This is a genomic window from Streptomyces sp. NPDC043952, assembly GCF_056435325.1.
Window position 1 is genome coordinate 17178 of record NZ_JBWKES010000045.1, and the last position, 20668, is coordinate 37845.

The window sequence follows — 20668 nt, forward strand, 5'->3', positions numbered from 1 at the left end:
CGAGGGGCCGGTGGCGCGCCATGCCGAGGGCACCTCGGTTGCGGCGCTCCCTCCGGTGTGCTGCGTGATGATTACGCCGTAATCGCTCTGCTCCACAGGGAAGGGTCGGCGGGGAGGGCGGTCCGGTGATTACGGCGTAATCACCTTGCGTGGGAGCTGACGCGGTAACAAAGAGGCTTAACTAACGTGTCGGTGAGGTAGATGATCAAGGACGTTAGTATGGTGTCTTCATGAGTTCGCCAGCCAACGATCGCGAGAAGGTCGTCTCCAAACTGCCGGGCTGGCTCCGGCAGAGCCTCAAAGTCAGAGCCGCTCAGTACGGCGTCGAAATCCAGGTCGCAGTCGAGCAGGGCATCACGGACTGGTGCCGACTGGCCTCCACCGCCGCAACCATCGATACCTCCGGCGCCGATTCCTTCTCCACCTTCCTGCCTCCCGGGCAGTGGGAGGAGTTCAGGCAGATCGCGACGGACCGGCGGGTCTCGCTCATCCAGGGGCTTGCCCAATCCGTCCAGCTCTGGCTCGACGCCAATCCCGCGCCGGAAGTCGAACGGCCCGAGATCACCCGCCGGATCATCGTCTGCAACCAGAAGGGCGGGGTCGGCAAGACCGCGATCACCGCGGGGCTGGGGGAGGCGCTGGCCGAGGATTCCGAAGCCCTGTACCCCGTACGGGTCGCGAAGGCGCTCACCAAAGCTTTGCGGGACAGTGAGACACAGTCAGGCGACATGCCGCCGGTGGACGACCCGCTCGACATCGAGAACCTTCCCGGTCCGGGTCTGAAGGTGCTGCTCGTCGACTTCGACCCGCAGTGTCACCTCACCAACCAACTGGGCGCGACGCCGCTGCCCATGAACGGCGACAGCCTCACCAACCACATGGCGGGGGACCCCAAGGGTGACCTCCGCGACCTCATCGTCTCCATCGACGAGGACAACTTCGGCGGCAGGCTCCACCTGCTGCCCGCCTGCAACGACGCCTTCCTCCTCGACGTACGCCTGTCCGCCGTACGGGCCCGTGAGGCCGCGCTTGAGCGGGCTCTCGCGCCGCTGGAGGCTGATTACGACGTAATCATCGTCGACTGCCCGCCCAGCCTCGGCCTGAGCATGGATGCCGCCGCCTACTACGGCCGACGCCGTGACGGGGAGAAGCCCGGCCAGTCCGGCGCGTTGATCGTCGTCCAGGCCGAGGACAGTTCCGCGGATGCCTACGAGCTGCTCACCACCCAGATCGACGACCTTCGCGGCGACCTCAAGGTCGACATCGATTACCTCGGCATCGTCGTGAACCTCTACGACTCCCGCCGCGGTTACATCGCCACCTCGTCGCTCCAGGGGTGGGTCGACATAAAGGATCCGCGCGTCGTCGGCCTCATCGGTGACCTGAAGGAGCAGAAGGAAGCCGTCCGGGTGAAGAAGCCCCTGCTGTCCTACGCGCCCAAATCGCAGCAGGCCGTGGGGATGCGGGCCCTGGCCAAGGAGGTCCTGTGAGCAAGGCCGACCAGCTGGGCAGTGGCCGTTTCGGCGGGGGAGTGCGCCCCATCAGTGCCCGCCGCCAGGCCGTGGCCGCCGCGACCGGGGTTCCCACCGAGGGCGTCGCGGCCCCCACGGAGCTTCCCGTCCACCGCATCAGCCCCAACCCCGACAACCCGCGCTCCGCTCTCGGGGATCTGACCGATCTCGTCGGCAGCCTGAAGACCCATGGGCAGAAGCAGGCGATCACGGTCATGAACCGTGACGCCTACGTCAAAGCCAACCCCGGCCAGGAAGCCGCCCTTGAGCCGGACACCACCCATGTCGTCGTGGACGGCAGCAGCCGTCTCGCCGCCGCCCGCGAAGCCGGACTCGCCACCGTCAAGGTGATGGTCAGCGACGACCAGGGGGCCACCTCGGAGGAACTTCTCGAATCCGCTCTGGTCGCCAACATCCACCGGCAGGACCTGGAAGAGATCGACGAAGCGCGCGCCCTCCAAAGGCTGCTGGCCATCCACGGGAGTCAGCGGGCCCTGGCCAAGCGCCTGCACCGCTCGCAGGGCTGGGTGTCACAGCGTCTCGCCCTGCTCAATCTGACGCCCGAGCTACAGGCCCTCGTCGGGGAGGAGCCCATCGACCTCCTGCGCGCGGTCGGCAACAAGCCGGCCGACGAGCAGGAGGCGGCCTTGCGGGAACTGAAGGCGGAACGACTCCGTCGGGAGGAGGAGAGGTCTCGCACGGCGAAGACTCAGCGCGAGCAACCCGCCGGGGGATCGGCAGAGGGCGTCGCGGAGCCTCGCGGTGGTGATTACGGCGTAATCACCGAGGCGCCTCAGAGGGCGCGGGCGGGGGGCGCGTCAGACAGTGCGCGGGGCGCGAACTCCGCTCCAGCATCGGCTCCAGCACCGGGATCGGCACCAGCGTCGGCACCGGCATCCGCCCCGAAGGGCGTCACCGATCGGCCTGTGGTCCGCGAGTCGGCGGGCAGGGAAGGCGCGGGGGCTGCCAGCGGAGCCGAGGAGGCTGCTGCCACGACGCTGCCGGTCCAGGGCACAGCCGCCGATACGACGGCTGGTGCGGGGGGATCACAGCCGAAGAGGTTCCCCTATGAGAACGGCACGGACGCGGCGTACTTCCTGATCCACAAGATGCCGCCGCAGGAGTTCGACAAGATGCTGGACCTGCTGATCAAACACAGGGACAGCCAAGCGGTCCACGCTGGATGAGTTCATACGGGCCCGCGGGCTCCCTCGGCGACGCCCCGGCGCGGAGCTGGACGCCGGGGCGATTGCCTGGTGGTGAAGGAACACGTCCTGCGGACCGCACCTCATTGACGTGACGTACATGAGGTGCGGTCCGCAGGACGTCATGTCGCGCGTCGGAGAGGGATGACGACGTGCTCGCCGAGACGCTTGGGGTCGAGCCGGTAGTACTTGATGTGGCCGATCCTCCCGGTCTCCTCAAGCCAGCCGGCTTCGATGACCTGCTTGCGGGTGCGGGAGAAGACGGGAGCTGCCATCCCGACCAGCTCCGCCAGGTTGGCGGCGGTCTCTAGGACCGCTCCGGAGCGGTCGGTGGGATGGAGCGCGTAGAGCATGACGACGAGTCGCTGATTCGCTGTCATGCCTGCGGTCTTCTCGAGCAACTCGAGGTTCTGGTGCTTGTCGTCGCTGCTGTTCACTGGGCCTCCCACCGTGCAGGGATTTGGTCATCGAATCCGGGAATGTCCGGCGGGTTGCACGTCTTCACTGCTTCACGTTGTTCGAGCCCCGTTCCGTGGAACGCGATGTAGGGGCTGATCCGGTAGAAGTTGTAGTTGCCGACGCGACCTCGGACGACCAGGATCCGATGCTTCACCAGCTTCCTGTTGATCTTGCCGACGGCGTCGGCGGACATCCCTACCCGCTTGGCGATGTCCGCACCGGTGGCCCGCAGCGGTTCCATCCCCTCGGGGGAGACTCCGATCCACCATAGGACGAGGAACTTCTGACTGGGTGTGAATGCCTTGGACTCGGTGATCGCCTCTACCCGCGCCTTGTCGACCTGTGTGTGACGGCCGGAGAAGGCGTACGGCGCATAGGGGACCGGCTCGCCTGTATCGGCGTCGACCAGCCTGCGTGCTGCTCCCAATGAGCCCTCCGAGCGAGAGGTTGGCTACCGGTTCATGAGGGGCGGCTGCGAGGCCGACCAGATGAACCTAACGTACATGAACGAGACGTCAATCAAGTCCGCCTGGGGGACGTGTCGTCTGCCTCCAGGCTCATCTCGAACCGCGCCCGGATCCCCGGTCTTTCGGCTCTCCTCATGTACTTCACGTCAATCTAGGGCGTTCCTAGGAACTGGGTATCGGGTCACAGGATCTGGGCACTCAGTTCCTAGGAACGCCCTCCACGATCGTGAGAACTGCCTGCCAGTTCTCACGATCGTGGTCGTCGAGGGTCTCTATGCAGGTCAGAGCCGGTTTGGCGGGCGCGCTCTCTTACTTCGGGAAGCAGCACCGCCGTCGGGGTTCCCGCCACCCCATCTGGGGCGTGCGTCCGCGACCACACGACACGACGTCAGGAACTACCCCGTTCCTTGCCCGATGCATCACCACCACCGCCTACGACGCCCACCCGGTTCACAGCGACCCCCCTCGCACCACCGCTCTCACCGCCGTATGCCACCCCGTTTCCGAACGCAGGGACCCAGCCCCCGGCCCCACCGGCCCGCCGCTTCCTGGCGCGGACGGTCCGCGCCACGATGAAACGGCTGCGCGCCAGGAAGCGGCGGGGGAGCGGGGTCCAGGGGCCGGCGAAGGCCCCTGGTACCACGCGCCCGCACCAAGTCCAGCGACCACGTACGTCCTTCGCCTCCCTCATGGTCTGGACGTCACGACCACGGGGGAGGTCGTGACCCGCGGACGAGGGCGAACAGGACCCGCCAGGAGAGCTCAGCCGCGGTCGCGCACTGGGTGCCGACCGCCGTACTGGCGGACTGTGCACTCGCCGTGGGCGGGCAACGGTCCGTCGGGGCAGCTACCGACAGAGGCGTGGCTGAGACCGGGAAGGGGTTGCTGTGGCACACGCGCGCCTGAGACGGCGTCGAACGGCATCGTCGTGGCTGACTTTCGGTGGTGCGGGACCAGACGGGACTGATGCTGCGTTTCAGTCCCGTTTCAGTCCCGCGGGCAAAATGCCTGGTCAGAGGCTTGTCTCGGTGGCGAACGGGACTGACGGGACTGAGAGTGCTAGTTATAACGATCAAGCGCGCGCGTGTATGCGCGCGTACGTATGTAAGTAGTACTACGCGTGTTTTATAGCTCATATATAGGAGGTTGAGTCCCGTCAGTCCCGTCAGGGCAGCGTTGAGCCGTCTGACCTGCGGTTTTGTGGACGGGACTGAAACGGGACCGAAACGATGCCAGGTCCGCCGCGCTCTCTTGCCCGTCGCGGCGTTCACGCTGTGCGGGGCTGACGGGACTGAATGTTCGACACGCGGATGCTGGGGGTGCTGCCACGACGGGGTGTGCGCTAGCCTCTGATCGCAAACGGAAGCTTCAGTCCCGTCAGCCCCGTTGGTCCCGCCCCGCAGGCGGGTGGCGACGCGATGGACAGGGTGTCCGTGGGGTTGATGCCCCAGACGAAGAAAACCAGCTAGGACAAGGACTCTCTAGTGCCCGGCCAGTTTGCGGCAGGCCCGTCGAAGCCCCGCGGTGTCTGCCGCGTTGAAGGACTTGGCGAGCACCGCAGCCGTGCTGATCTCCCGTCGTCCGCCGGCCTCTTTGTGCCGGGCTTCGACAAGGGACGCTCATGAGCAGTGCTGAGCCGGCGCACCTCGCCACCGCGGCCGCCGCGGAGCAGACCAGGCAGACGAGCCTTGATCTGGGGCTGCCTGGAGACCAGGCGCTGGTGCCCGCACAGGCGGGAAGTGAGGGTGTCCGACGAGGAGCGCCGGTGGGCCTGTTGCCGGACGAGCTGACCGACCGGGGCAACGCCAAGCTGTTCGCGCGCCTGTACAGCGATCGCTTCCGCCACGTGGAGGGCTTGGGCTGGTACTCGTGGGATCAATACCGGTGGAAGCGCACCGGGGGCGAGAAAGGCGCGATGTGGGCAGCCGGTGACATGGCCGAGCAGATGCCGCGCACCGACCCGCAGGGAACGTTCAGCAACCGGGAGCTGGCCGCGCACCGGCGTCGTACCCAGTCCACCGCGGGTGTGAAGGCCCTCCTCCAGCAGGCACAGGCCGCGCCGGGACTCAGTCTCGATCCGGACTCCATGGACGGGGACATCTACGCTCTGTGCACCCCAGGAGGAGTCGTCGACCTGCGGACCGGTGAGTTGCGTAAACCCGACCCGCTGGCGGACATGCACTCGCGTGCCACCACGGTCGGACCGGAGGACATGCCGCTGCCCCGATGGCACAGCTTCCTGCGCGACACCTTCGGCGACGACGCCAAGGGCCGGGAGACGATCGCGTTCCTGCACCTGCTGCTCGGTTACTCCGTCACCGGGGATGTGGGCGCGCAGATCCTGCCGTTCCTCTACGGGTCCGGCGCCAACGGCAAGTCCGTGCTGCTCGAGGTGATGATGCAGATCCTCGGGGACTACGCCAACGCGGCGCCGCCCGGTTTCCTGATGGAGAAGGGAAAGTTCACCGAGCACAGCACCGAGCTGACCGAGCTGCACGGTCGGCGCATCGTCGTGTGCTCCGAGCTCAAGCCCAACGACAAGTTCAACGAGGCCCGCGTCAAGCTCTTGACGGGCGGCGACACCATCACCGCCCGCCGGATGCGCCAGGACTTCTTCACCTTCCGGCCGACCCACAAACTGTGGCTGCTGGGCAACCACCGGCCGGAAGTCGGCACCGGCGGGTACGCGTTCTGGCGTCGCATGAGGATCATCCCGTTCGAGCGGAAGGTCCCCGATGAGCTCAAGATCGACAACCTCGCTCAGGAACTCGTCCGTGACGAAGGCCCCGGCATCCTGCACTGGCTCATCCAGGGCGCCCAGCACTACCTGGCCACCAGGGACCCGCTCCACGGACCGGCCAGCGTGCGGCTGGCTACCGAGGCCTACGAGAAGACCGAGGACCACATCGGCCGGTTCATCGCCGAGCGCTGCACCAAGGGCGAGGGCGGGCAGCCCAATCCCGAGCTGCGGGTCGAGCAGAAGCTCCTCTACGCGTCGTACGGCCGCTGGTGCTCGGAAGAGGGGATCCGCCCGGCCACGAGTCGTGCCTTTGCCAGCCGGATCCGCCAGGAGCTCGGTCTGGCCTCCCCGGCAGAGATGATCAAGAACAACGACCGCAAGCTCTATCCCGGCCTGGCCCTCCTCGCCGACGCCGGGACAGAGCCCGGCCCATGACGCCGCGGGTGGAGTCCGGCGGCAACCTGTTCAGGACTCTTGCGATAATTGCCCGAACCAGACGACCAGCGGTGAGCGTGCCGCACGATCCGGCCAGAGGCCGGCCCACGGGACAGGAGGGTCCGCGGCCATGAGCTCGATGCTGCAAGACAGCCAGCTCACCGACGAGAGCGAAGTGGTCTGGCTGGAGGACCCGGAAGACCTCGACTACGTCCGGCAGGCCCTGGACAAGGTCCCCACCCGCAAGGGCAAGCCCCGCTACTCGCGCGACGGCCGCCTCATCGGTTACACCAACCTCCATCCGGGCGCCGCCAGCGACCCCGACTCCGGCCTCTTCGCCCGCCGTGCGTTCTTCCTGCTGCCCCACGACCGTGACAAGGAGCCTCAGGGCCCGTACTCGGTAGGAGCTCCGGGCGAGGCGGTCGACCCTCGCACCATCGAGCCGGGCAAGGTCGGAGCCAAGACGCTGCGGTCGCAGAAGGGCCGGACCGCGGAGATAGCGGCAGCCTCGGGATGAACGACATCGGCGTGGGCGCGCAGCACGGGACTGACGGGACCGGCCCGTCGGGAAGGCCGTAGGCGGACCGGAGTAACAGGCCGAGCTGGTTGCGGGGGATGCCGATTTCTCAGTCCCGTCAGTCCCGTGGCTGGGGGAGGGGCCGGGTACAGCAGCGATCGTGGACAGCCGTAGGGTGCACGATGCCTCGTGCCCGGACGCACATGACCGGCAGGCATCGCGCAGACAGGGGGGCTCCATGCCACGCTCCACCTGGCCCCTTCTTCAGGGCCGCACCCACCCCCTGAAGATGAAGGAGTGGGGCGACCTGACCGTCATGGACCCCGACACCGGCGCACAGCCGCACGGCCGCGGGCTCCTGGCGGCTGGGAAGGACTGGCTGCACATCGACGCCGGCAGCGCCCTGGAGAACCCTGTCGTCACCCTCTACGCCGGAGCAGACCCGGAGGCGGAGACCGGCTGGGACGAGGTCGAAGAGACCACCGTGATCTCCACGACCGGCTTCCTCGCGCTGTGCGACAGCGGATACGAACCGGTACGCAAGGAGAACCTCGCCACCGCCGGAGCCGGTCCCTACCTGGTCCGCGTCCATGCCAGCGACCGCTCGGCGGACGGCAAGAAGCCCCGCTTCCTCATCCAGGTCATCCCCGGCGACCGCACCGGCGCCGAACCCGAGCCGGCGGCCCCCAGGATCGAGGACGCCGCCGGCCCCCTCCTGGTCCGTACGTCCTACGGCCAGCCAGACGCATGGGCACGTCTGCTCCAGGCCCTCGAAAGCGGCCCTGAGCACTACGAGTCGGTCACCGTCATCGACAACCCGATCCATGCGGGCTGCACGGCAGACCAACTCCGGGCACGGAACGGCCGCGACGAGGCGGACTGGCCCGACAGCAGCCTTCTCCTCATCGCCGACGAGCAGGCTCTGGCCTCCGCGGAATTTCCGCTGCTGGCCGTGAACAACCTGCCCGGCGAGGACGACGGCCCGTTCAGGATCACCCTCGCCGCGGCCGGCTCCTTCATCGTCAACATGGAGTTGGGCAACACGAGCTTCGGCGACTGGAGCCGCGGCGCCGACACGCACGGCGTCTACCGGGGACAGCACTACTGACAGCGCCTGGACGGAAGCCAGAGTCGCGCGGCGAAATGTCTGCCAACGCAGCGGCGGGTACCGAAGCCTGCCCAGTCCGGTGACGCCACAGGGCAACGGCCTGCCGCTCACCGGGAGTTCCTCGTGAGCGGCAGGCCGTGCGAGGCGGAGAGGGCAGGATTCGAACCTGCGTGGACCCCTGGGGATCCGACCTTGAGGCGTGCTCGCTGGTCCCCGATCAACCACTCCGGGCACCTCTCCTTGCTCCCGGCCCCGGTGGTGTCCGGGGTCGTTCACGTGAAAGAGAGTGGCACGGGCCCCTGACGCAGGGCTGACATGGCTTCGCCGAACGGCTCGTCGGAGCCGATTGCGACGCGGCCGTAGCGGGCGATGGTCTTGTTCAGCGGCTTCTCATCGGCGGCCTCGGTGCCCAGGGTGAGGAGCATGCGGGACTTGCCGGTGCCGGAGCGCCGATCGGGGAGAACGGCTGACTGTTCCTGGTCCGCTCGCAGAAGCTGGCTGCCTTGATCCGCCGTTTTGAGCGGCGCCGTGCCCGGTCGTCGCACTCGGCCGGCAGCAGTGCCGCGAGGAAACCGCGCGGTAGGTCGTCTGATCTTTGGCCGCCGAGGTTGCGATGTCGGGGCAGGGGCACCGGGCTTCTCCCTCATGGTGGGTGCTGCCCCTGGTACGGGGGCGTGGTTCGGCAGTGCTGTGGGAGGCGCTCGGTCCCGAGCTGTACGAGGTCGCGCCGACCGTCCGGCGCGGACGTCGTCAAGGCTGCCCGCCGGCGGTATCGACTGGCTACTCCTCGGGCTCCCAGGCGATCAGATTCTCGAACACCTGCTGGTCGCCGTCGATCTTCAGGTCGCTCAGTGTGAGGCGGCCCCAGACGAAGAGGAGCAACTGCTCGGCCGTGCCCGTGGCTGAAGCGGAGGCGGGCGCGGCGTCGTCCGTGAGGGGTGCGGGCCAGGCGCCGGTGCCGTCCAGCGTGAGGAGCCAGGAGCGGCCCTCGGTGGCGTGGTAGTGGATGGTGGCGGCCTCATGCGGCCAGGCCGCCGGGGTGGAGTTGCAGGTGTCGAGGAACTCGGCCACGCCGTCGATCGCGACGTCCGTCGGCATCGGCTGCACGGCGCCTGCGGCGAGCTGGGCGTCGTAGGTGTGCACCAGCACCTCGTGCACCCGGCGGCGGGCAACTCCCCAGGCGTTCGCCGGTGACACACCGGCGCTCCACCATGTCCAGCACTCGCGCTCCGGGCCGGCCTCGCGCAGCGCGCTGAGCAGCAGCTCGTTCGACTCGGCGGACCAGGCCAGCAGCGGCTCCAGCTCGTGCGGCGCCTCCGCGGCATCCTTGGCCGGCGGAGCCTCGGCCGGGCCCGCGGCGACGATCGCGGCCCACCAGCGCTGGCCCGTACCCAGGTGCTGCACCAGATCGAACAGCGTCCACTCGGGGCAGGACGGCACCGGCGCGTCAAGGCCGGGCGCGGCGGCAACCGCACTCCGGAACGCGGCCGACCGCTCGTCGATCAGCTGCAGCAGGGCGGAAAACTCAAGGCGGTCTGTCACATCGTCTGCCTATCACCCCAACTCACCCGACCGCACCCCGTTTTCCAGGCCGTCAGCTGCGGGAGTTGGAGCACCTGCTGGACACCGCGCTGCCCGTGGTGACGAATTGGTGGCACCCCGCGCCCGTACCAAGTCCAGGTACTCCGCACGGGCTCGGCCTGCTTCACAGGTCCCGAGATCGCCGAGTGGATGCGGCCGCTGAGGCGCCGCCTTCGGTCGCTTCGGTCGCTGGTTTCGTGTGCGGAGCCCGGTGCGGCTCCGATCGTCCAGGTTCGATCCAGAGTCGCTTGAGTCGCTCGGGTCGCTGGGACTGCCACGGCCCGAGCACGGCGGTCGGGGGCAGCGACTGAAGGGCAGCGACTGAACGAGGGGTGGGTAGCTGTTGGGTCGCTGCTCGGTCGCTGGAAAAAACGCCAGGTCAGAGGGGTTTTAGAGGGCGATCAGCGACTGAAGCGACTCAAGTTCCGGGTATATGACGACATTCGCGTGTGCGTGTGTATGCGCGTGCGCGTGCGTATGGCGTTATATGCAGGACTCTTGAGTCGCTTCAGTCGCTAATTGGGGGGTGTTTGGGGTTTGACCTGCGGTTTTGTCAGCGACTGAAGCAGCGACTCAAGCAGCGACCGAACAGCTTCGGTCGCTGCGGGCCGGTCTTGGGTCGCTGTTTTCACTCCAGGCGCGGAACGAGTTCTTCGTCTACTTGGCCCCGCCTTTATCGGGGCTTCGCTAGGGTGTTCCTATCCTTGAGTCGCTTCGGTCGCTGACGGGGGAACACATGACCGACGAGCTGCGGGTTTCACGCAGCGACTCACGGAGGCCTGCTGCTGCCGAAGCGGGCGTCTCGCAGTCCTTGGCCATCGCCCGATGGTGCGCCGGCCGCGGCTGGCCGGTCCATCCGCTGGCCCCAGGACGCAAGACACCCGCGGGCAACTGCGCGGCCTGCCGTGAGCCGGGGCACACCCACCGGGGTTGCCGTTGTCCCGCCGCCGGTCGCTGGTGTCACGGATTCCGGGCCGCCACCCTGGACTTCGCTCGGATCGAGCGGTGGTGGGGGACCCATCCGGAGTTCGGGGTCGGGATCGCCTGCGGGCCCGCAGGACTGGTCGTCGTGGACATCGATGCCCATGCCCGCCAGCTGCCCGGACGTGACCGACTGCTCCCCGGCATCGACATCGCCGACACCGTGGATCTGACGGGACTCGCCAGCGGTTTTCATACGATCGGGGTGCTGGCGGCGCTGCGGGGTGCGACCTCTCCCGCGGACGACGAGACGACCCTGCGGGTGCGCACGCCTTCCGGCGGGCTGCACGTGTGGTACCGGGCTTCGGGAGGGCACCGCTGGCAGTGCTCCTCCGGCTCGGGCGGCGGCCGTGCGCTGGCCTGGCAGGTCGATGTACGGGCGCACGGCGGGTACATCGTCGCGCCGGGCACCGTGACCGAGGCCGGTACGTACGAGGCCCTGGGCACGGCACGCGAACTCGCCCCGCTCCCGGACTGGCTGGCGCGGGAACTGGAGCGCACCGGCCATCTGCCGCCCGTTCACCTGCCCGCGCCCCGTCCGGTGCCGCCACGGGCCCGCCAGGCCGTGCTGGCGGCCGGAGGGGGCCAGGGGGCCGCCGGGCGGGTGCTGGCCCCTCTGGTGGCGGAGGTGGCGGCGTGCGGAGCCGTTCCGGAGGGGGCGGGGTTCACCGAGAAGCTCAACAGGGCGGCGTACACCGCCGGTGGGCTCGTCGCCGCGGGCCTGCTGGACGCCGGTGAAGCCGAGCGGCTCCTCCAGGCGGCGGCCGCGCAGGCCCGGCCCGGACAGGAGCGGCGCTACGGTGCCGTCATCCGGGGCGGTTTGAGCGCGGGCCGTACCCGTCCGTTGTGCCCGGGAGGCCGCCGGTGACACGCGTCCACGACGACACCCTCTTCGACGCGGGCTCGGTCGCCGCGCAGATCCTGGCCCAGAGCGGGCGTACAGAGGCCCAGGACGCCCCTGGGGCGGGTGCGGAGGCCCGGACTGTGCCCGGTGCCCGTACGGGCGCTCAGGGCGGCCTCGGGGCCCCTGGTGGGGCCACTGCCGCCGGGCTGGTGCCCGACACCCTCAGCGACCGCGGCAACGCGAAGCTGTTCGTCAGCCTCTACGCCAACGACTACCGGCATGTGCCGGGACTCGGCTGGTTCCGGTGGGACAGCACCCGCTGGCAGATCGACGAGGACGACACCGTGCTGTGGGCGGCCGGCGACCTGGCCGAATCCCTCGCCACCACCGACGCGCGGGGCGTGCACAGCACAACCGCCCTGGAGCAGCACCGCAGGCGCGCGCTGAGCACCAGCGGGATGAACGCGATGCTCACCCAGGCCAGGTCCGCCCCCGGCATGGTGCTCAACGCGGCGCTGCTGGACGCCGATCCGTACGCCCTGTGCACGCCCGGCGGCATCGTGGACCTGCGGAGCGGGCTGATGCGTCTGCCGGACCCGATCAAGGACTTCCACTCCCGCTCCACTTCCGTGACGCCCGAAGCGATGCCGACGCCGCGCTGGGACCGGTTTCTCGCCGACACCTTCGGGGAGGGCCCCGAGGGAACGGAGATGATCGATTTCCTGCACCTGCTGCTCGGATACTCCATCACAGGCGACGTCGGTGCCCAGGTGATGCCCTTCCTGTTCGGTTCCGGCAAGAACGGCAAGTCGGTGCTGCTGGACGTGGTGATGAAGCTCGTCGGGGACTACGCGGACGCCGCGCCGCCCGGGTTCCTCATGGCCCGCCCCTATGAGGGACACCCCACCGACTTGGCCGAACTGCACGGGCGCCGGGTCATCGTGTGCAGCGAGGTCAAGCCGGGGGACCGGTTCGACGAGGCTCGGGTGAAGCTGCTGACCGGCGGCGACCGCATCAAGGCACGGCGGATGCGGCAGGACTTCTTCAGCTTTCAGCCGACCCACAAGCTCTGGCTGTTGGGCAACCACCGGCCCGAGGTCGGGACCGGCGGCTTCGCGTTCTGGCGGCGGATGCGGTTGATCCCCTTCGAGCGGGTCGTGCCGGACCACCGCAAGGTCGACAACCTGGCCGACGTCCTGGTCACGGAGGAAGGGGCGGGGATCCTCAACTGGCTCGTCGTCGGGGCACGGCGCTTCCTGAGCGGGGAGAAGGACCTGCTGGGCCCGGAGGCCGTGCGCATCGCCACCACGGCGTACGCGGAGACCGAGGACCACATCGGGCGCTTCCTCGGCGAGTCGTGCAGACGCGAGCCGGGCTTGAGGGCGGAACAGGCCGGTCTCTACGCGGCCTACCGGACATGGTGTCAGAATGAGGGGGCCCCGGCCGTCTCTTCCCGGTCGTTCGCCGCGCGGGTCCGGGAGGTGGTGGGACTGGCGTCTCCGAAGCAGATGATCCTGTCCAACCAGCGCAAGTACTATCCGGGCATCGGGCTGGCCGCCGACGAGGAGACAGTATGAGTGCCCTCATAGCCGAGGACGAGATCCTCCACGAGGTCGACCTGGTCTGGCTTGAGGACATCAGCGGGCTGGACTACGTCCGGCAGAGCCTGGACCGGCTGCCGACCCGCCGGGGCAGGCCCGCCTACCACCGGGACGGCCGCATGGTCGGCTACGCGCTGCTCGGGCCGAAGGCCAAGCCGTCCCGTTCCTCGGGCACCTTCCGCCGACGGGTGTTCTGGCTGCTGCCGCACGACCGGGACACCGTCCCCGGCGGGTTGTACGCCACGGGGACGCCGGCCGAGGCCGTCGATCCGCGCACCCTGGCGCCGGGCAGCAAGGGGCGCAAGACGGAGCGGTCGGAGGGCGGGGCGGTGTCGTCGCTGTAGGACGGGGGCAGCGGATGCCGGGCAGCCCTCAGCACCCCCTGCCGGTGCGGGAACGGTCGCCGCGTCGGGCCAGCGGGGGTCTTCCGCTTTTTCAGGGGGCGGCGACCGCGGACGCGTCCAGCGCGGCCTGCACTTCGGCGAACACCCTGGCCCCCCGCGTCTCCGACAGGTCCAGAGCGGCGATCAACGAGGGCATGACCACACTCGGCAGGATGTGGCGCAGCAGAGCGGAGGAACGCTGCATCAGGTCGTCGTAATCGCTCAACGCGTGCGACATGGACTGGATGCCCGCGAAGGCGCCGGTCAGGACGTCGGCCGTCTCCTGCAATTCGACATGGGGAAGCAACTCGCCCTGCTTCCGGGCGTCTTCGAGCAGCTGGCAGGCAAGGCTGCCCCACTTGAGGAACGGGCCCTTGCGGTCCAGTTCGTTCGAGGTCTGGTCCATGGTCAGGCGTACGCCCGCGCGCACCATGGGGTCGGTCTGCAGACGGTGCGCGTGGAGCATCACCGTGTCCACGAGCGCCTGTACCTTGCTCGTGCGTTCGGGAAGCTCGATCACTTGGTCCTGGGCGTTCAGGACCCCTTGTGCCAGGTCTTCCTTCGACTGGAAGTGGAAGTAGAGGGCACCCTTCGTCACACCGGCGGTCCTGAGGACCTCGTTGATGGTCGCCGACCGGTACCCGCGGGACTCGAAGACCTCGGCCGCTGCTGAAAGGATCTTCCGGCGAGTGCGGATCGCACGGTCCTGCGTTGCCATGAGAGCCTCTCCGTTTCGAGCTGCGCTGTACCGACTGCAAGAAAAAACCGCCCAGTTTGTATATTACATAGGAAAGTCTCAGTGTGAAGCGGGCAACATGCGTCATGGCCAGGCAGTCCGCCGGTTCGCCGGTGCCCGCGCGGGGGAGGCGCGCGCGGGACTATCGCGACGGGGATTCGAAGACTCGTGCTGTGGAGGAAGCCGTCTGAGACCGGCCGGCGCTCGCCGCAGGTGCCGGGCGCACTGCTCGAGCCCGGCACCGGTCTGACGCCCCCGACCTTTGGGTCAGGCGTGTGAGGCCGCCGCGGTTACCAGGCATACGAACGCCTCGGTTCCGTTCTGCCGGCCCGTCACCCGGACCGACTCCGTCCGGCCGTCGGCCGAGCACCCGAGGTGCGTGGTCTCGATCAGGCAGGGTGCATCCAATTCGACGTACCGCTTGAAGGTGCTGACCATGCCGAGAGGGGACAGGAAGGAACGTTCCAGCACGCCGGCGGCGGCCTGCCGTGCGGCCTCGAGCAGGAGCATGCCCGGCACATGGTCGACCGGGTGGTCGAACAGAACAGGGTGACGGGTGTCCACTCTCAGCTGCCAGCGGTGCGGCCCGTCGGCAGGTGACAGCACGACGTCGACCGGTGAAGTGCGTCCCACGCTCTGCGGTGAGCTGGGCGCGGTGAGCGGCAGAGCGCGGATGAGCCCGAGGTCCTGGCGGCCGCGCAGTCGGCCGTACACCGCCGGTGTCGCGGTGTTGAACGAGGCGGCTCCCCTTGCGACGGGGGTTCCGTCCCGCAGGACCGTCGCCTCGTAGCCGAGCTGGGCGAGATTGCTGCCACGGCGTTTGACGTCGGTGGCGGTGACGATGAGTTCCAAAGAGGCCGGCGTGTCTCCGACGACGAGCCCCGCGGGGTCCACGGTGATGTCGAGGTCCCGCATGAGGAAGTGGTGACCGAGCGGGACGCCGTACTCGGCGTGGGCCAGCAGCGCACCGACTTGCCGGAGTGTCTCGGCGGCGATGAGCGGATCGTGCAGCAGGCCTTCGCAGGGCGTGAAGAAACTGTGTGCGCGCGGCCATTGCGCGGTCACCGCGAAGCGGGCGTCGCCCTGGCGGTCCCAGCCCGTCAGCATGACCTCGGCGACCGCCGCGCGGTGGACGAACTCCTTGGGGACGGTGGTGGTCAGCGACGGGTGGGCGAAGACGGCCATCCCAGGCACCGAGAGCGCCGTACCGCCTTCCGCTTCCGCCTTGTGAAGTGGTGTGCGCTCGGCCTGGAACGTGATCGCAGACATGGCTTCCCCCTGAATGCCCTGGCGATGGATGAACGTTCGAGCAGGAAGATACATACCAACCGGTTTCGTTTCTACCGGTAGCAGGGGCTCCGTATGGCGAAAATGTGGAGGACATCCGTCCGCGCGCGGTGCTTACCCGTGTCCTCCTGCGGTTCTCGGCCGGGGTGGCGCCCGTGGGGTCATGGCGCCGCCCCAGCCGACCCCGAGCGCTTCTCGAGCGGGACAGGTGAGCAGTGGCTGAAAATCGTTATCCGACTGACCGTTCGGGCCGACAACTCCCGGCTCCTGCGCGGCGGACCGGGCCGAGGCGCCGGTGGCCCGCGTCCCGGGCGGGCGGGGGTAGGCGCCGACGGGGCGCCGAGCTGACGTGCCGCCGAGTCGGGCACCGGATGGGCACCCGTTGAGCGGCGCCTGCCGGAAAGCGGCCGATATCCTCCGCAGCCACAGACTACAAACCGCACAAGCGGTTTGTTAACCTGAGGGCTGCGAGGCATTGATCCACTTCCTGGCCATGACTGCGCGCCAGCGCACCCGGCTGCCGATGAGGAAGCACGGGCCCCTCAGTTCAGTAACGGAGTACGTGATGGTCAAACAGGAACGGGCGGCGCGGACGAGGGAGAACCTGATCAGGTCCGCGGCCGAGGTGTTCGAGCAGGAGGGCTACGCCGTGGCGTCGCTCACCGCGATCAGTTCGCGGGCCGGGGTCAGCAATGGCGCGCTGCACTTCCACTTCGCCAGCAAGGAGGAGCTGGCGCAGGAGGTCGAGGACGCCGCAGTCGACGCCGTGGAGAAGATGGCGGAGGGCTGCTGCGACTCCGCTGAGACCCTGCTCCAGTCCCTGGTGGACGCCACCTGTCTGCTGCTCGCCGCCGTGGCCGGCGACCCCCTGGTCAGGGCCGGTTTCAAGCTGGGCCGTGACCCTTCGCGCAAGAGCGGGGAAGGGGGCGTGTCGGGTTGGTGGTGGGCCTGGGTCCGGCAGCTGGTCGCGCACGCTCAGGAGAAGGGGGAGCTGGCACCGGGTGTGCCGCCTGAGGACGCCGCCGCGGCCATCGTCGCCGTGACGGTCGGTTTCGAGGTGCTGGGCACCCGGAACCGGGACTGGACGTCGCGGGAGCGGGCGACCCGCTTCTGGGCCCTCGTACTCCCCCTGCTGGCCGCCTCGCCCCAGCAGGTTCCGGCCGGGCTGGACGGCAGCTGGGGGCCGGCCGGCGAAGTGGCGGTGACCGGGTGACCGGACACCGACAGGGAGGGCTGAGCGAAAACAGTCCGGAAGGTCGGCAATGATCGCGAGGGGGACCGGCAAGGTCCGGCCGGGTGTCCGGTTCGGGCATCGGGCCTGAAGTCCCCCTGGAGAGACGGCTCTTGGTGCCTGGTCCGGATACCGGCAGCTCACCGGGGCGACGGGGGATTCGGTGTATGTCGAAGGTAAACAGGGTGACCGGTACCGTATTGACATACCGCGCGTGCTGTTTTTTACTCGGGGTGCTAGGGAAGCACTGCAGATCTGCACCAGAGAGTGGGGGAGACGGGCGTGGACATCGATGTACTCGGCACACTCGCCGTACGGCACCACGGGGCGTCCATCACACCGACGGCGCCCAAGCCGCGTCAGGTGCTCGCTCTGCTGGCGCTGCGCGCCGGTCAGGTCGTCCCGGCGGGTGTCCTGACCGAGGAGCTGTGGGGCACCAGGCCCCCGCGCAGCGCCCGTGCCACCCTTCAGACCTACATCCTGCAACTGCGCGAGCTCATCGGCGTCGCCCTGGAGGACGGGGCGGCGGACCACACCGGACAGCGCCGCCAGCCCAAGGACCTGCTGCTGACCGTACCCGGCGGCTATCTGCTCAAGGGTGGCGAAGGTGTCAGTGACGTAAGGGAGTTCGAACGGCTCGCCGGCTGCGGGTACCGGGCCATGGACGCCGAGGACTATCCCCGGGCGGCCCGGCTGCTGCGCGAGGCGCTCGAACTGTGGACCGGCCCCGCGCTCGCCGACGTCCACACCGGCCCCCATCTCCAGACCGAGGTCAAGCGGCTGGAGGAGAGCCGGCTGTGCGCGCTGGACCAGCGGGTGGAGGCGGACCTGCGGCTCGGCCGGCACCGTGAGCTGCTCGCCGAGCTGACCGTGCTGGTCAACCAGTACCCCACGCACGAGAGCCTGTGCGGCCAGTACATGCTCGCGCTGTACCGGTCCGGCCGCCGCGGCGAGGCGCTCGCCGCCTACCAGCGGCTGCGGACCACCCTGGTGCGCACCATGGGCCTCGAACCGTCCACCGCGCTCGCCAAGTTGCAGCGCTCCATCCTGATGTCCGGCCCGGACACCCTCGCGGCCCAGCCCACGAGGATCGCGTCCGTGGCCGCCGTGGGCTGATACGCCGTCACCTTGCGCCCCTTCCACCAGGAATCGAGCACCGCTCAGGCCCGGCCGTGCAGCTTGGATCCCACCTGGAGGAGGGGATCGCGCATGTCGTCGCAGCGAACGCACTCCGCCCAGCGGACGGTCTCCGTCGCGGCGCCCGCCGGCGTCGTGTACGGCCTGCTCGCCGACTCCCCGCGCTGGCCGGTCCTGCTGCACCCCTTCGTCCATGTCGAACGCATCGACTTCGACGGCACCGAGGAGAACTTGCGCCTGTGGCGGCTGCGGGACGGCCGGGTGTCTTCCGTCTCCGCCCGCCGCGTGCTGCGGCCGCAGGAGCGCCGTATCGAGTTCGAAGCGCGGGACGACCTGCTGCCCGGTGCGCCGACGTCCGGTGTCTGGAGCGTGGCACCCGACGGCGCCGACCGGTGCCTGCTGACCCTGCGCCAGGAACGCCCGGCCGGTCCCCGGGAGGACTCCCGGACACTCGAATCCGACGTACTGTCCGGTGTGGTGTCCCTGCGCGAGGCGGCCGAGCGCTGGGACCGGCTGGACGAACTGCTGCTCTCCTTCGAGGACAGCGTGTACGTCTGCGGCTCCCCGGAACTCGTGTACGACTTCCTCTACCGCGTCGGGGACTGGGCCGAACTGCTTCCCCACGTCGACCGGGCCGAGGTCACCGAGGACCAGCCGGGCGTGCAGGCGACGGTCCTGCACACCTGGGCCCCGCAGACGGGGGAGACGCTGGTGTCCGAGGCCGTGCGGCTGTGCTTCCCGGCCGCGGGGCGGATCGTCCACAAGGAGACCGTGACCCCCGAGCCCGTTGCCGCGCACTACGGGGAGTGGTACCTGGAGCCCGACGAGACCGGGGTGCGGGTCGTCTCCCTTCACCACGTGATGCTCCGGGAGAGCGCGGTGGAGGCCGTCCTGGGCGGCGGCGCCCTGCTCGTGGACGCCCGCTGGCATGTGCGCGAATGGCTGGGCCGCTCCAGCACGGAGACGCTGGACCTGGCGCGGTGGCACGCCGAGAGCGCCGTCCGCCGGCTGCGATGAGCCCGCCGGAGAACGGCCGCGGGGCGACCCGCGCCACGACGACGAGGAGATGGGCGATGGCCCTGTCCCGGCCGGCCCCGGACACCGGACGGCCCCCGGCGGCCCGGACTTCGGGTCTCGCGGCCGTACCGTTCGGCGCGACGCGGTCCGCGGCGCGCCTCGAAGCGCTGCTCGGCAACCCCAGGGACCCCGGCAACCCCTACGGCCGGTCGCGGTTGTGGGCCGCGGGCTACGACGCACTGCCCGCCCCGCCCGCCGCTCTGCCCGGCACCGGGGAACCGCTGCCCGCCGCCGACCAGCTCGCGCGCGCCCTGCGCCCGCTCTTCCGCCGGGACCTCGCCCTCGCCCATGCCTGGAGCATCCGTCCGCTGCTGGACACACCGGTGCCGCACCCGGCGGCCGCGCTGCTCGGACCGGCGGCGCTCCTCGCGTCGGTGGGCGGCGTCCTGCGGAGCGCGGTCCGTGTCGTGGACGGCCTCGGCAGGTACGAACCCGCTGCCGGGCAGTGGCGGCCGGCCCTGGCGTCGGTCTTCGCGGAACTGCTGGCCTGCGAGAGCTTGACGGCCGCGGCCCTGCGGTCCTGCCCCGCGCGGGATCCGGGCACGGCCGGGCCCGGACCGCACGGCCCGGTGCCGCCCCGGCGGCCCGGTCGGTCGCTCGCCGCCGTCGTGGGCTACCTCGTCCCCCAACTCGCCGGTGAACTGCTGGGGGATCTCGAACTGGTGCTGAACGAGTGCGGGTTCGACGCCGGTACTCCCGAACGGCGCACGCTGGCCAAGATCCTGCGGGACCGGGAGTTCGTCCGGGTCGGCTGGGCCGCCTCCGGCGCCGCCCAGGCACGCATCGTGCGCGGGCTGAACGGTGCGGGCGGCTCATGGCCGGGCGACGACGGCACGGCGGCCGCGGCGCTGTTCCGGATCACCGGGGCGGTCTGCGCCCCGGCACCGGGCGCAGACTGCCCGCGGGCCGTCGCCGCGACGCTGGCCGGTGCCACCGACCGGCTCGCCGGTGCCGCTGGACCCGGCGCCGCGGCGCTCGCCCGTGTCGGCCGCAGACTGGTCACCGAGCTGCGGGCGCTGCGTGTCGACTGCGCGGCCGTCGCCGAGCACGACCCCGCCGACCCCGCCGCGCGGGCCCTGGCGGACCGCGAGGCCCTGCTGACGCTGGCTGCCGCCGCGCTGGGGGTGCGGGAGGCGGCGGCCGGGGCGCGGCTGCCCTTCCTCGGCGAAACCGGCTGGGCGCTGCTGGCACTCGGCCGGATCGCCGGGCGGCTCGGACTGCCCCTGCCCGAGGGGCTGCCCGATCCGCAGCCGGGGGTGTGGGACGAACTGGTCCGGCGCGCGGCGAGCGGCGTGGACTGTGACTTGTACGCGACGAGGGTGGCGTGGTGAGCGCATGGGACACGGCGAGGGCGGAGCGGTGAGCGCG

General features: G+C 69.7%; 17 protein-coding genes and 2 pseudogenes. 12 read left to right on the forward strand and 7 right to left on the reverse strand.

Annotation, left to right across the window (positions count from 1 at the left end; all coding sequences use genetic code 11):
* Window positions 1-230 precede the first annotated feature (230 nt).
* Both AC069R_RS31090 and AC069R_RS31095 read left to right on the forward strand, forming a co-directional pair.
* Window positions 231-1490 carry a ParA family protein gene (locus tag AC069R_RS31090; protein ID WP_478770063.1) on the forward strand — a complete coding sequence of 420 codons (1260 nt, stop codon included), beginning with the start codon at window positions 231-233 and terminating at the stop codon, window positions 1488-1490.
* The gene (locus AC069R_RS31095) at window positions 1487-2698 is read left to right on the forward strand and encodes a ParB/RepB/Spo0J family partition protein (RefSeq protein WP_478770064.1); all 1212 of its coding nucleotides are present in this window, start codon (window positions 1487-1489) and stop codon (window positions 2696-2698) included. Before AC069R_RS31090 ends, AC069R_RS31095 begins: the two co-directional genes overlap by 4 nt.
* A 140-nt stretch (window positions 2699-2838) precedes the next feature.
* Here the strand turns inward: AC069R_RS31095 and AC069R_RS31100 are convergent, their stop codons facing one another.
* The gene (locus AC069R_RS31100; RefSeq protein WP_478770091.1) at window positions 2839-3096 is read right to left on the reverse strand and encodes a replication initiation protein, RepL2; all 258 of its coding nucleotides are present in this window, start codon (window positions 3094-3096) and stop codon (window positions 2839-2841) included.
* A gap of 53 nt (window positions 3097-3149) precedes the next feature.
* Window positions 3150-3602 carry a MarR family transcriptional regulator gene (locus AC069R_RS31105; protein ID WP_397988364.1) on the reverse strand — a complete coding sequence of 151 codons (453 nt, stop codon included), beginning with the start codon at window positions 3600-3602 and terminating at the stop codon, window positions 3150-3152.
* Between the two features lie 1661 nt (window positions 3603-5263).
* Between AC069R_RS31105 and AC069R_RS31110 the strand changes: the two genes are divergently transcribed.
* The 3 genes from AC069R_RS31110 to AC069R_RS31120 all read left to right on the forward strand — a co-directional run bounded on the left by AC069R_RS31110 (window position 5264) and on the right by AC069R_RS31120 (window position 8442).
* Window positions 5264-6817, forward strand: coding sequence for a DNA primase family protein (locus AC069R_RS31110; RefSeq protein ID WP_478770065.1), 1554 nt, complete (start codon window positions 5264-5266; stop codon window positions 6815-6817).
* Between the two features lie 130 nt (window positions 6818-6947).
* Window positions 6948-7334, forward strand: coding sequence for a DUF6009 family protein (locus AC069R_RS31115; protein ID WP_011113174.1), 387 nt, complete (start codon window positions 6948-6950; stop codon window positions 7332-7334).
* A gap of 238 nt (window positions 7335-7572) precedes the next feature.
* The gene (locus AC069R_RS31120) at window positions 7573-8442 is read left to right on the forward strand and encodes a DUF6924 domain-containing protein (protein ID WP_478770066.1); all 870 of its coding nucleotides are present in this window, start codon (window positions 7573-7575) and stop codon (window positions 8440-8442) included.
* A gap of 145 nt (window positions 8443-8587) precedes the next feature.
* Here the strand turns inward: AC069R_RS31120 and AC069R_RS31125 are convergent.
* The 3 genes and pseudogenes from AC069R_RS31125 to AC069R_RS31135 all read right to left on the reverse strand — a co-directional run bounded on the left by AC069R_RS31125 (window position 8588) and on the right by AC069R_RS31135 (window position 9984).
* Window positions 8588-8682 (reverse strand): annotated as a pseudogene (locus AC069R_RS31125).
* 110 nt (window positions 8683-8792) lie between these two features.
* Window positions 8793-9063: pseudogene (locus tag AC069R_RS31130) on the reverse strand (IS21-like element helper ATPase IstB); the annotation flags it as partial.
* Between the two features lie 159 nt (window positions 9064-9222).
* A complete protein-coding gene (locus tag AC069R_RS31135) occupies window positions 9223-9984 on the reverse strand; it encodes a maleylpyruvate isomerase family mycothiol-dependent enzyme (RefSeq protein WP_478770067.1) in 762 nt (253 codons plus the stop codon).
* Window positions 9985-10759: 775 nt separating this feature from the next.
* Here AC069R_RS31135 and AC069R_RS31140 point away from each other — a divergent pair.
* The 3 genes from AC069R_RS31140 (at window position 10760) to AC069R_RS31150 (ending at window position 13793) form a co-directional block, all read left to right on the forward strand.
* Window positions 10760-11872 (forward strand): bifunctional DNA primase/polymerase, encoded by a 1113-nt coding sequence (locus AC069R_RS31140; RefSeq protein ID WP_478770068.1) that lies wholly within the window; start codon window positions 10760-10762, stop codon window positions 11870-11872.
* Window positions 11873-11988: 116 nt separating this feature from the next.
* The gene (locus AC069R_RS31145) at window positions 11989-13425 is read left to right on the forward strand and encodes a DNA primase family protein (RefSeq protein WP_478770092.1); all 1437 of its coding nucleotides are present in this window, start codon (window positions 11989-11991) and stop codon (window positions 13423-13425) included.
* Window positions 13422-13793: a DUF6009 family protein gene (locus AC069R_RS31150; protein ID WP_478770069.1), complete on the forward strand. Its 372-nt coding sequence runs from the start codon at window positions 13422-13424 to the stop codon at window positions 13791-13793. Before AC069R_RS31145 ends, AC069R_RS31150 begins: the two co-directional genes overlap by 4 nt.
* Before the next feature lie 91 nt (window positions 13794-13884).
* On the opposite strand, the gene AC069R_RS31155 is transcribed toward AC069R_RS31150, so the two are convergent.
* On the reverse strand, window positions 13885-14550 hold the full coding sequence (locus AC069R_RS31155; protein WP_478770070.1) for a ScbR family autoregulator-binding transcription factor: 666 nt from the start codon (window positions 14548-14550) through the stop codon (window positions 13885-13887).
* A 285-nt stretch (window positions 14551-14835) separates the two neighbouring features.
* A complete protein-coding gene (locus AC069R_RS31160; RefSeq protein WP_478770071.1) occupies window positions 14836-15891 on the reverse strand; it encodes a ScbA/BarX family gamma-butyrolactone biosynthesis protein in 1056 nt (351 codons plus the stop codon).
* Between the two features lie 529 nt (window positions 15892-16420).
* Between AC069R_RS31160 and AC069R_RS31165 the strand changes: the two genes are divergently transcribed.
* The 4 genes from AC069R_RS31165 to AC069R_RS31180 all read left to right on the forward strand — a co-directional run bounded on the left by AC069R_RS31165 (window position 16421) and on the right by AC069R_RS31180 (window position 20631).
* Window positions 16421-17068 carry a ScbR family autoregulator-binding transcription factor gene (locus AC069R_RS31165; RefSeq protein WP_478770072.1) on the forward strand — a complete coding sequence of 216 codons (648 nt, stop codon included), beginning with the start codon at window positions 16421-16423 and terminating at the stop codon, window positions 17066-17068.
* A gap of 300 nt (window positions 17069-17368) precedes the next feature.
* Window positions 17369-18202: an AfsR/SARP family transcriptional regulator gene (locus AC069R_RS31170; protein ID WP_478770073.1), complete on the forward strand. Its 834-nt coding sequence runs from the start codon at window positions 17369-17371 to the stop codon at window positions 18200-18202.
* A 93-nt stretch (window positions 18203-18295) separates the two neighbouring features.
* Window positions 18296-19240: an SRPBCC family protein gene (locus AC069R_RS31175; RefSeq protein ID WP_478770074.1), complete on the forward strand. Its 945-nt coding sequence runs from the start codon at window positions 18296-18298 to the stop codon at window positions 19238-19240.
* Window positions 19241-19296: 56 nt separating this feature from the next.
* A complete protein-coding gene (locus AC069R_RS31180) occupies window positions 19297-20631 on the forward strand; it encodes a hypothetical protein (protein WP_478770075.1) in 1335 nt (444 codons plus the stop codon).
* Window positions 20632-20668: the final 37 nt, after the last annotated feature.

Excerpts from the sequence above, each read along its gene's own strand:
- AC069R_RS31090 (WP_478770063.1), top strand. The coding sequence starts at position 231 with ATGAGTTCGCCAGCCAACGATCGCGAGAAGGTCGTCTCCAAACTGCCG.
- AC069R_RS31100 (WP_478770091.1), bottom strand. The coding sequence starts at position 3,096 with ATGACAGCGAATCAGCGACTCGTCGTCATGCTCTACGCGCTCCATCCC.
- AC069R_RS31110 (WP_478770065.1), top strand. The coding sequence starts at position 5,264 with ATGAGCAGTGCTGAGCCGGCGCACCTCGCCACCGCGGCCGCCGCGGAG.
- AC069R_RS31115 (WP_011113174.1), top strand. The coding sequence starts at position 6,948 with ATGAGCTCGATGCTGCAAGACAGCCAGCTCACCGACGAGAGCGAAGTG.
- AC069R_RS31120 (WP_478770066.1), top strand. The coding sequence starts at position 7,573 with ATGCCACGCTCCACCTGGCCCCTTCTTCAGGGCCGCACCCACCCCCTG.
- AC069R_RS31140 (WP_478770068.1), top strand. The coding sequence starts at position 10,760 with ATGACCGACGAGCTGCGGGTTTCACGCAGCGACTCACGGAGGCCTGCT.
- AC069R_RS31150 (WP_478770069.1), top strand. The coding sequence starts at position 13,422 with ATGAGTGCCCTCATAGCCGAGGACGAGATCCTCCACGAGGTCGACCTG.
- AC069R_RS31155 (WP_478770070.1), bottom strand. The coding sequence starts at position 14,550 with ATGGCAACGCAGGACCGTGCGATCCGCACTCGCCGGAAGATCCTTTCA.
- AC069R_RS31160 (WP_478770071.1), bottom strand. The coding sequence starts at position 15,891 with ATGTATCTTCCTGCTCGAACGTTCATCCATCGCCAGGGCATTCAGGGG.
- AC069R_RS31165 (WP_478770072.1), top strand. The coding sequence starts at position 16,421 with ATGGTCAAACAGGAACGGGCGGCGCGGACGAGGGAGAACCTGATCAGG.
- AC069R_RS31175 (WP_478770074.1), top strand. The coding sequence starts at position 18,296 with ATGTCGTCGCAGCGAACGCACTCCGCCCAGCGGACGGTCTCCGTCGCG.
- AC069R_RS31180 (WP_478770075.1), top strand. The coding sequence starts at position 19,297 with ATGGCCCTGTCCCGGCCGGCCCCGGACACCGGACGGCCCCCGGCGGCC.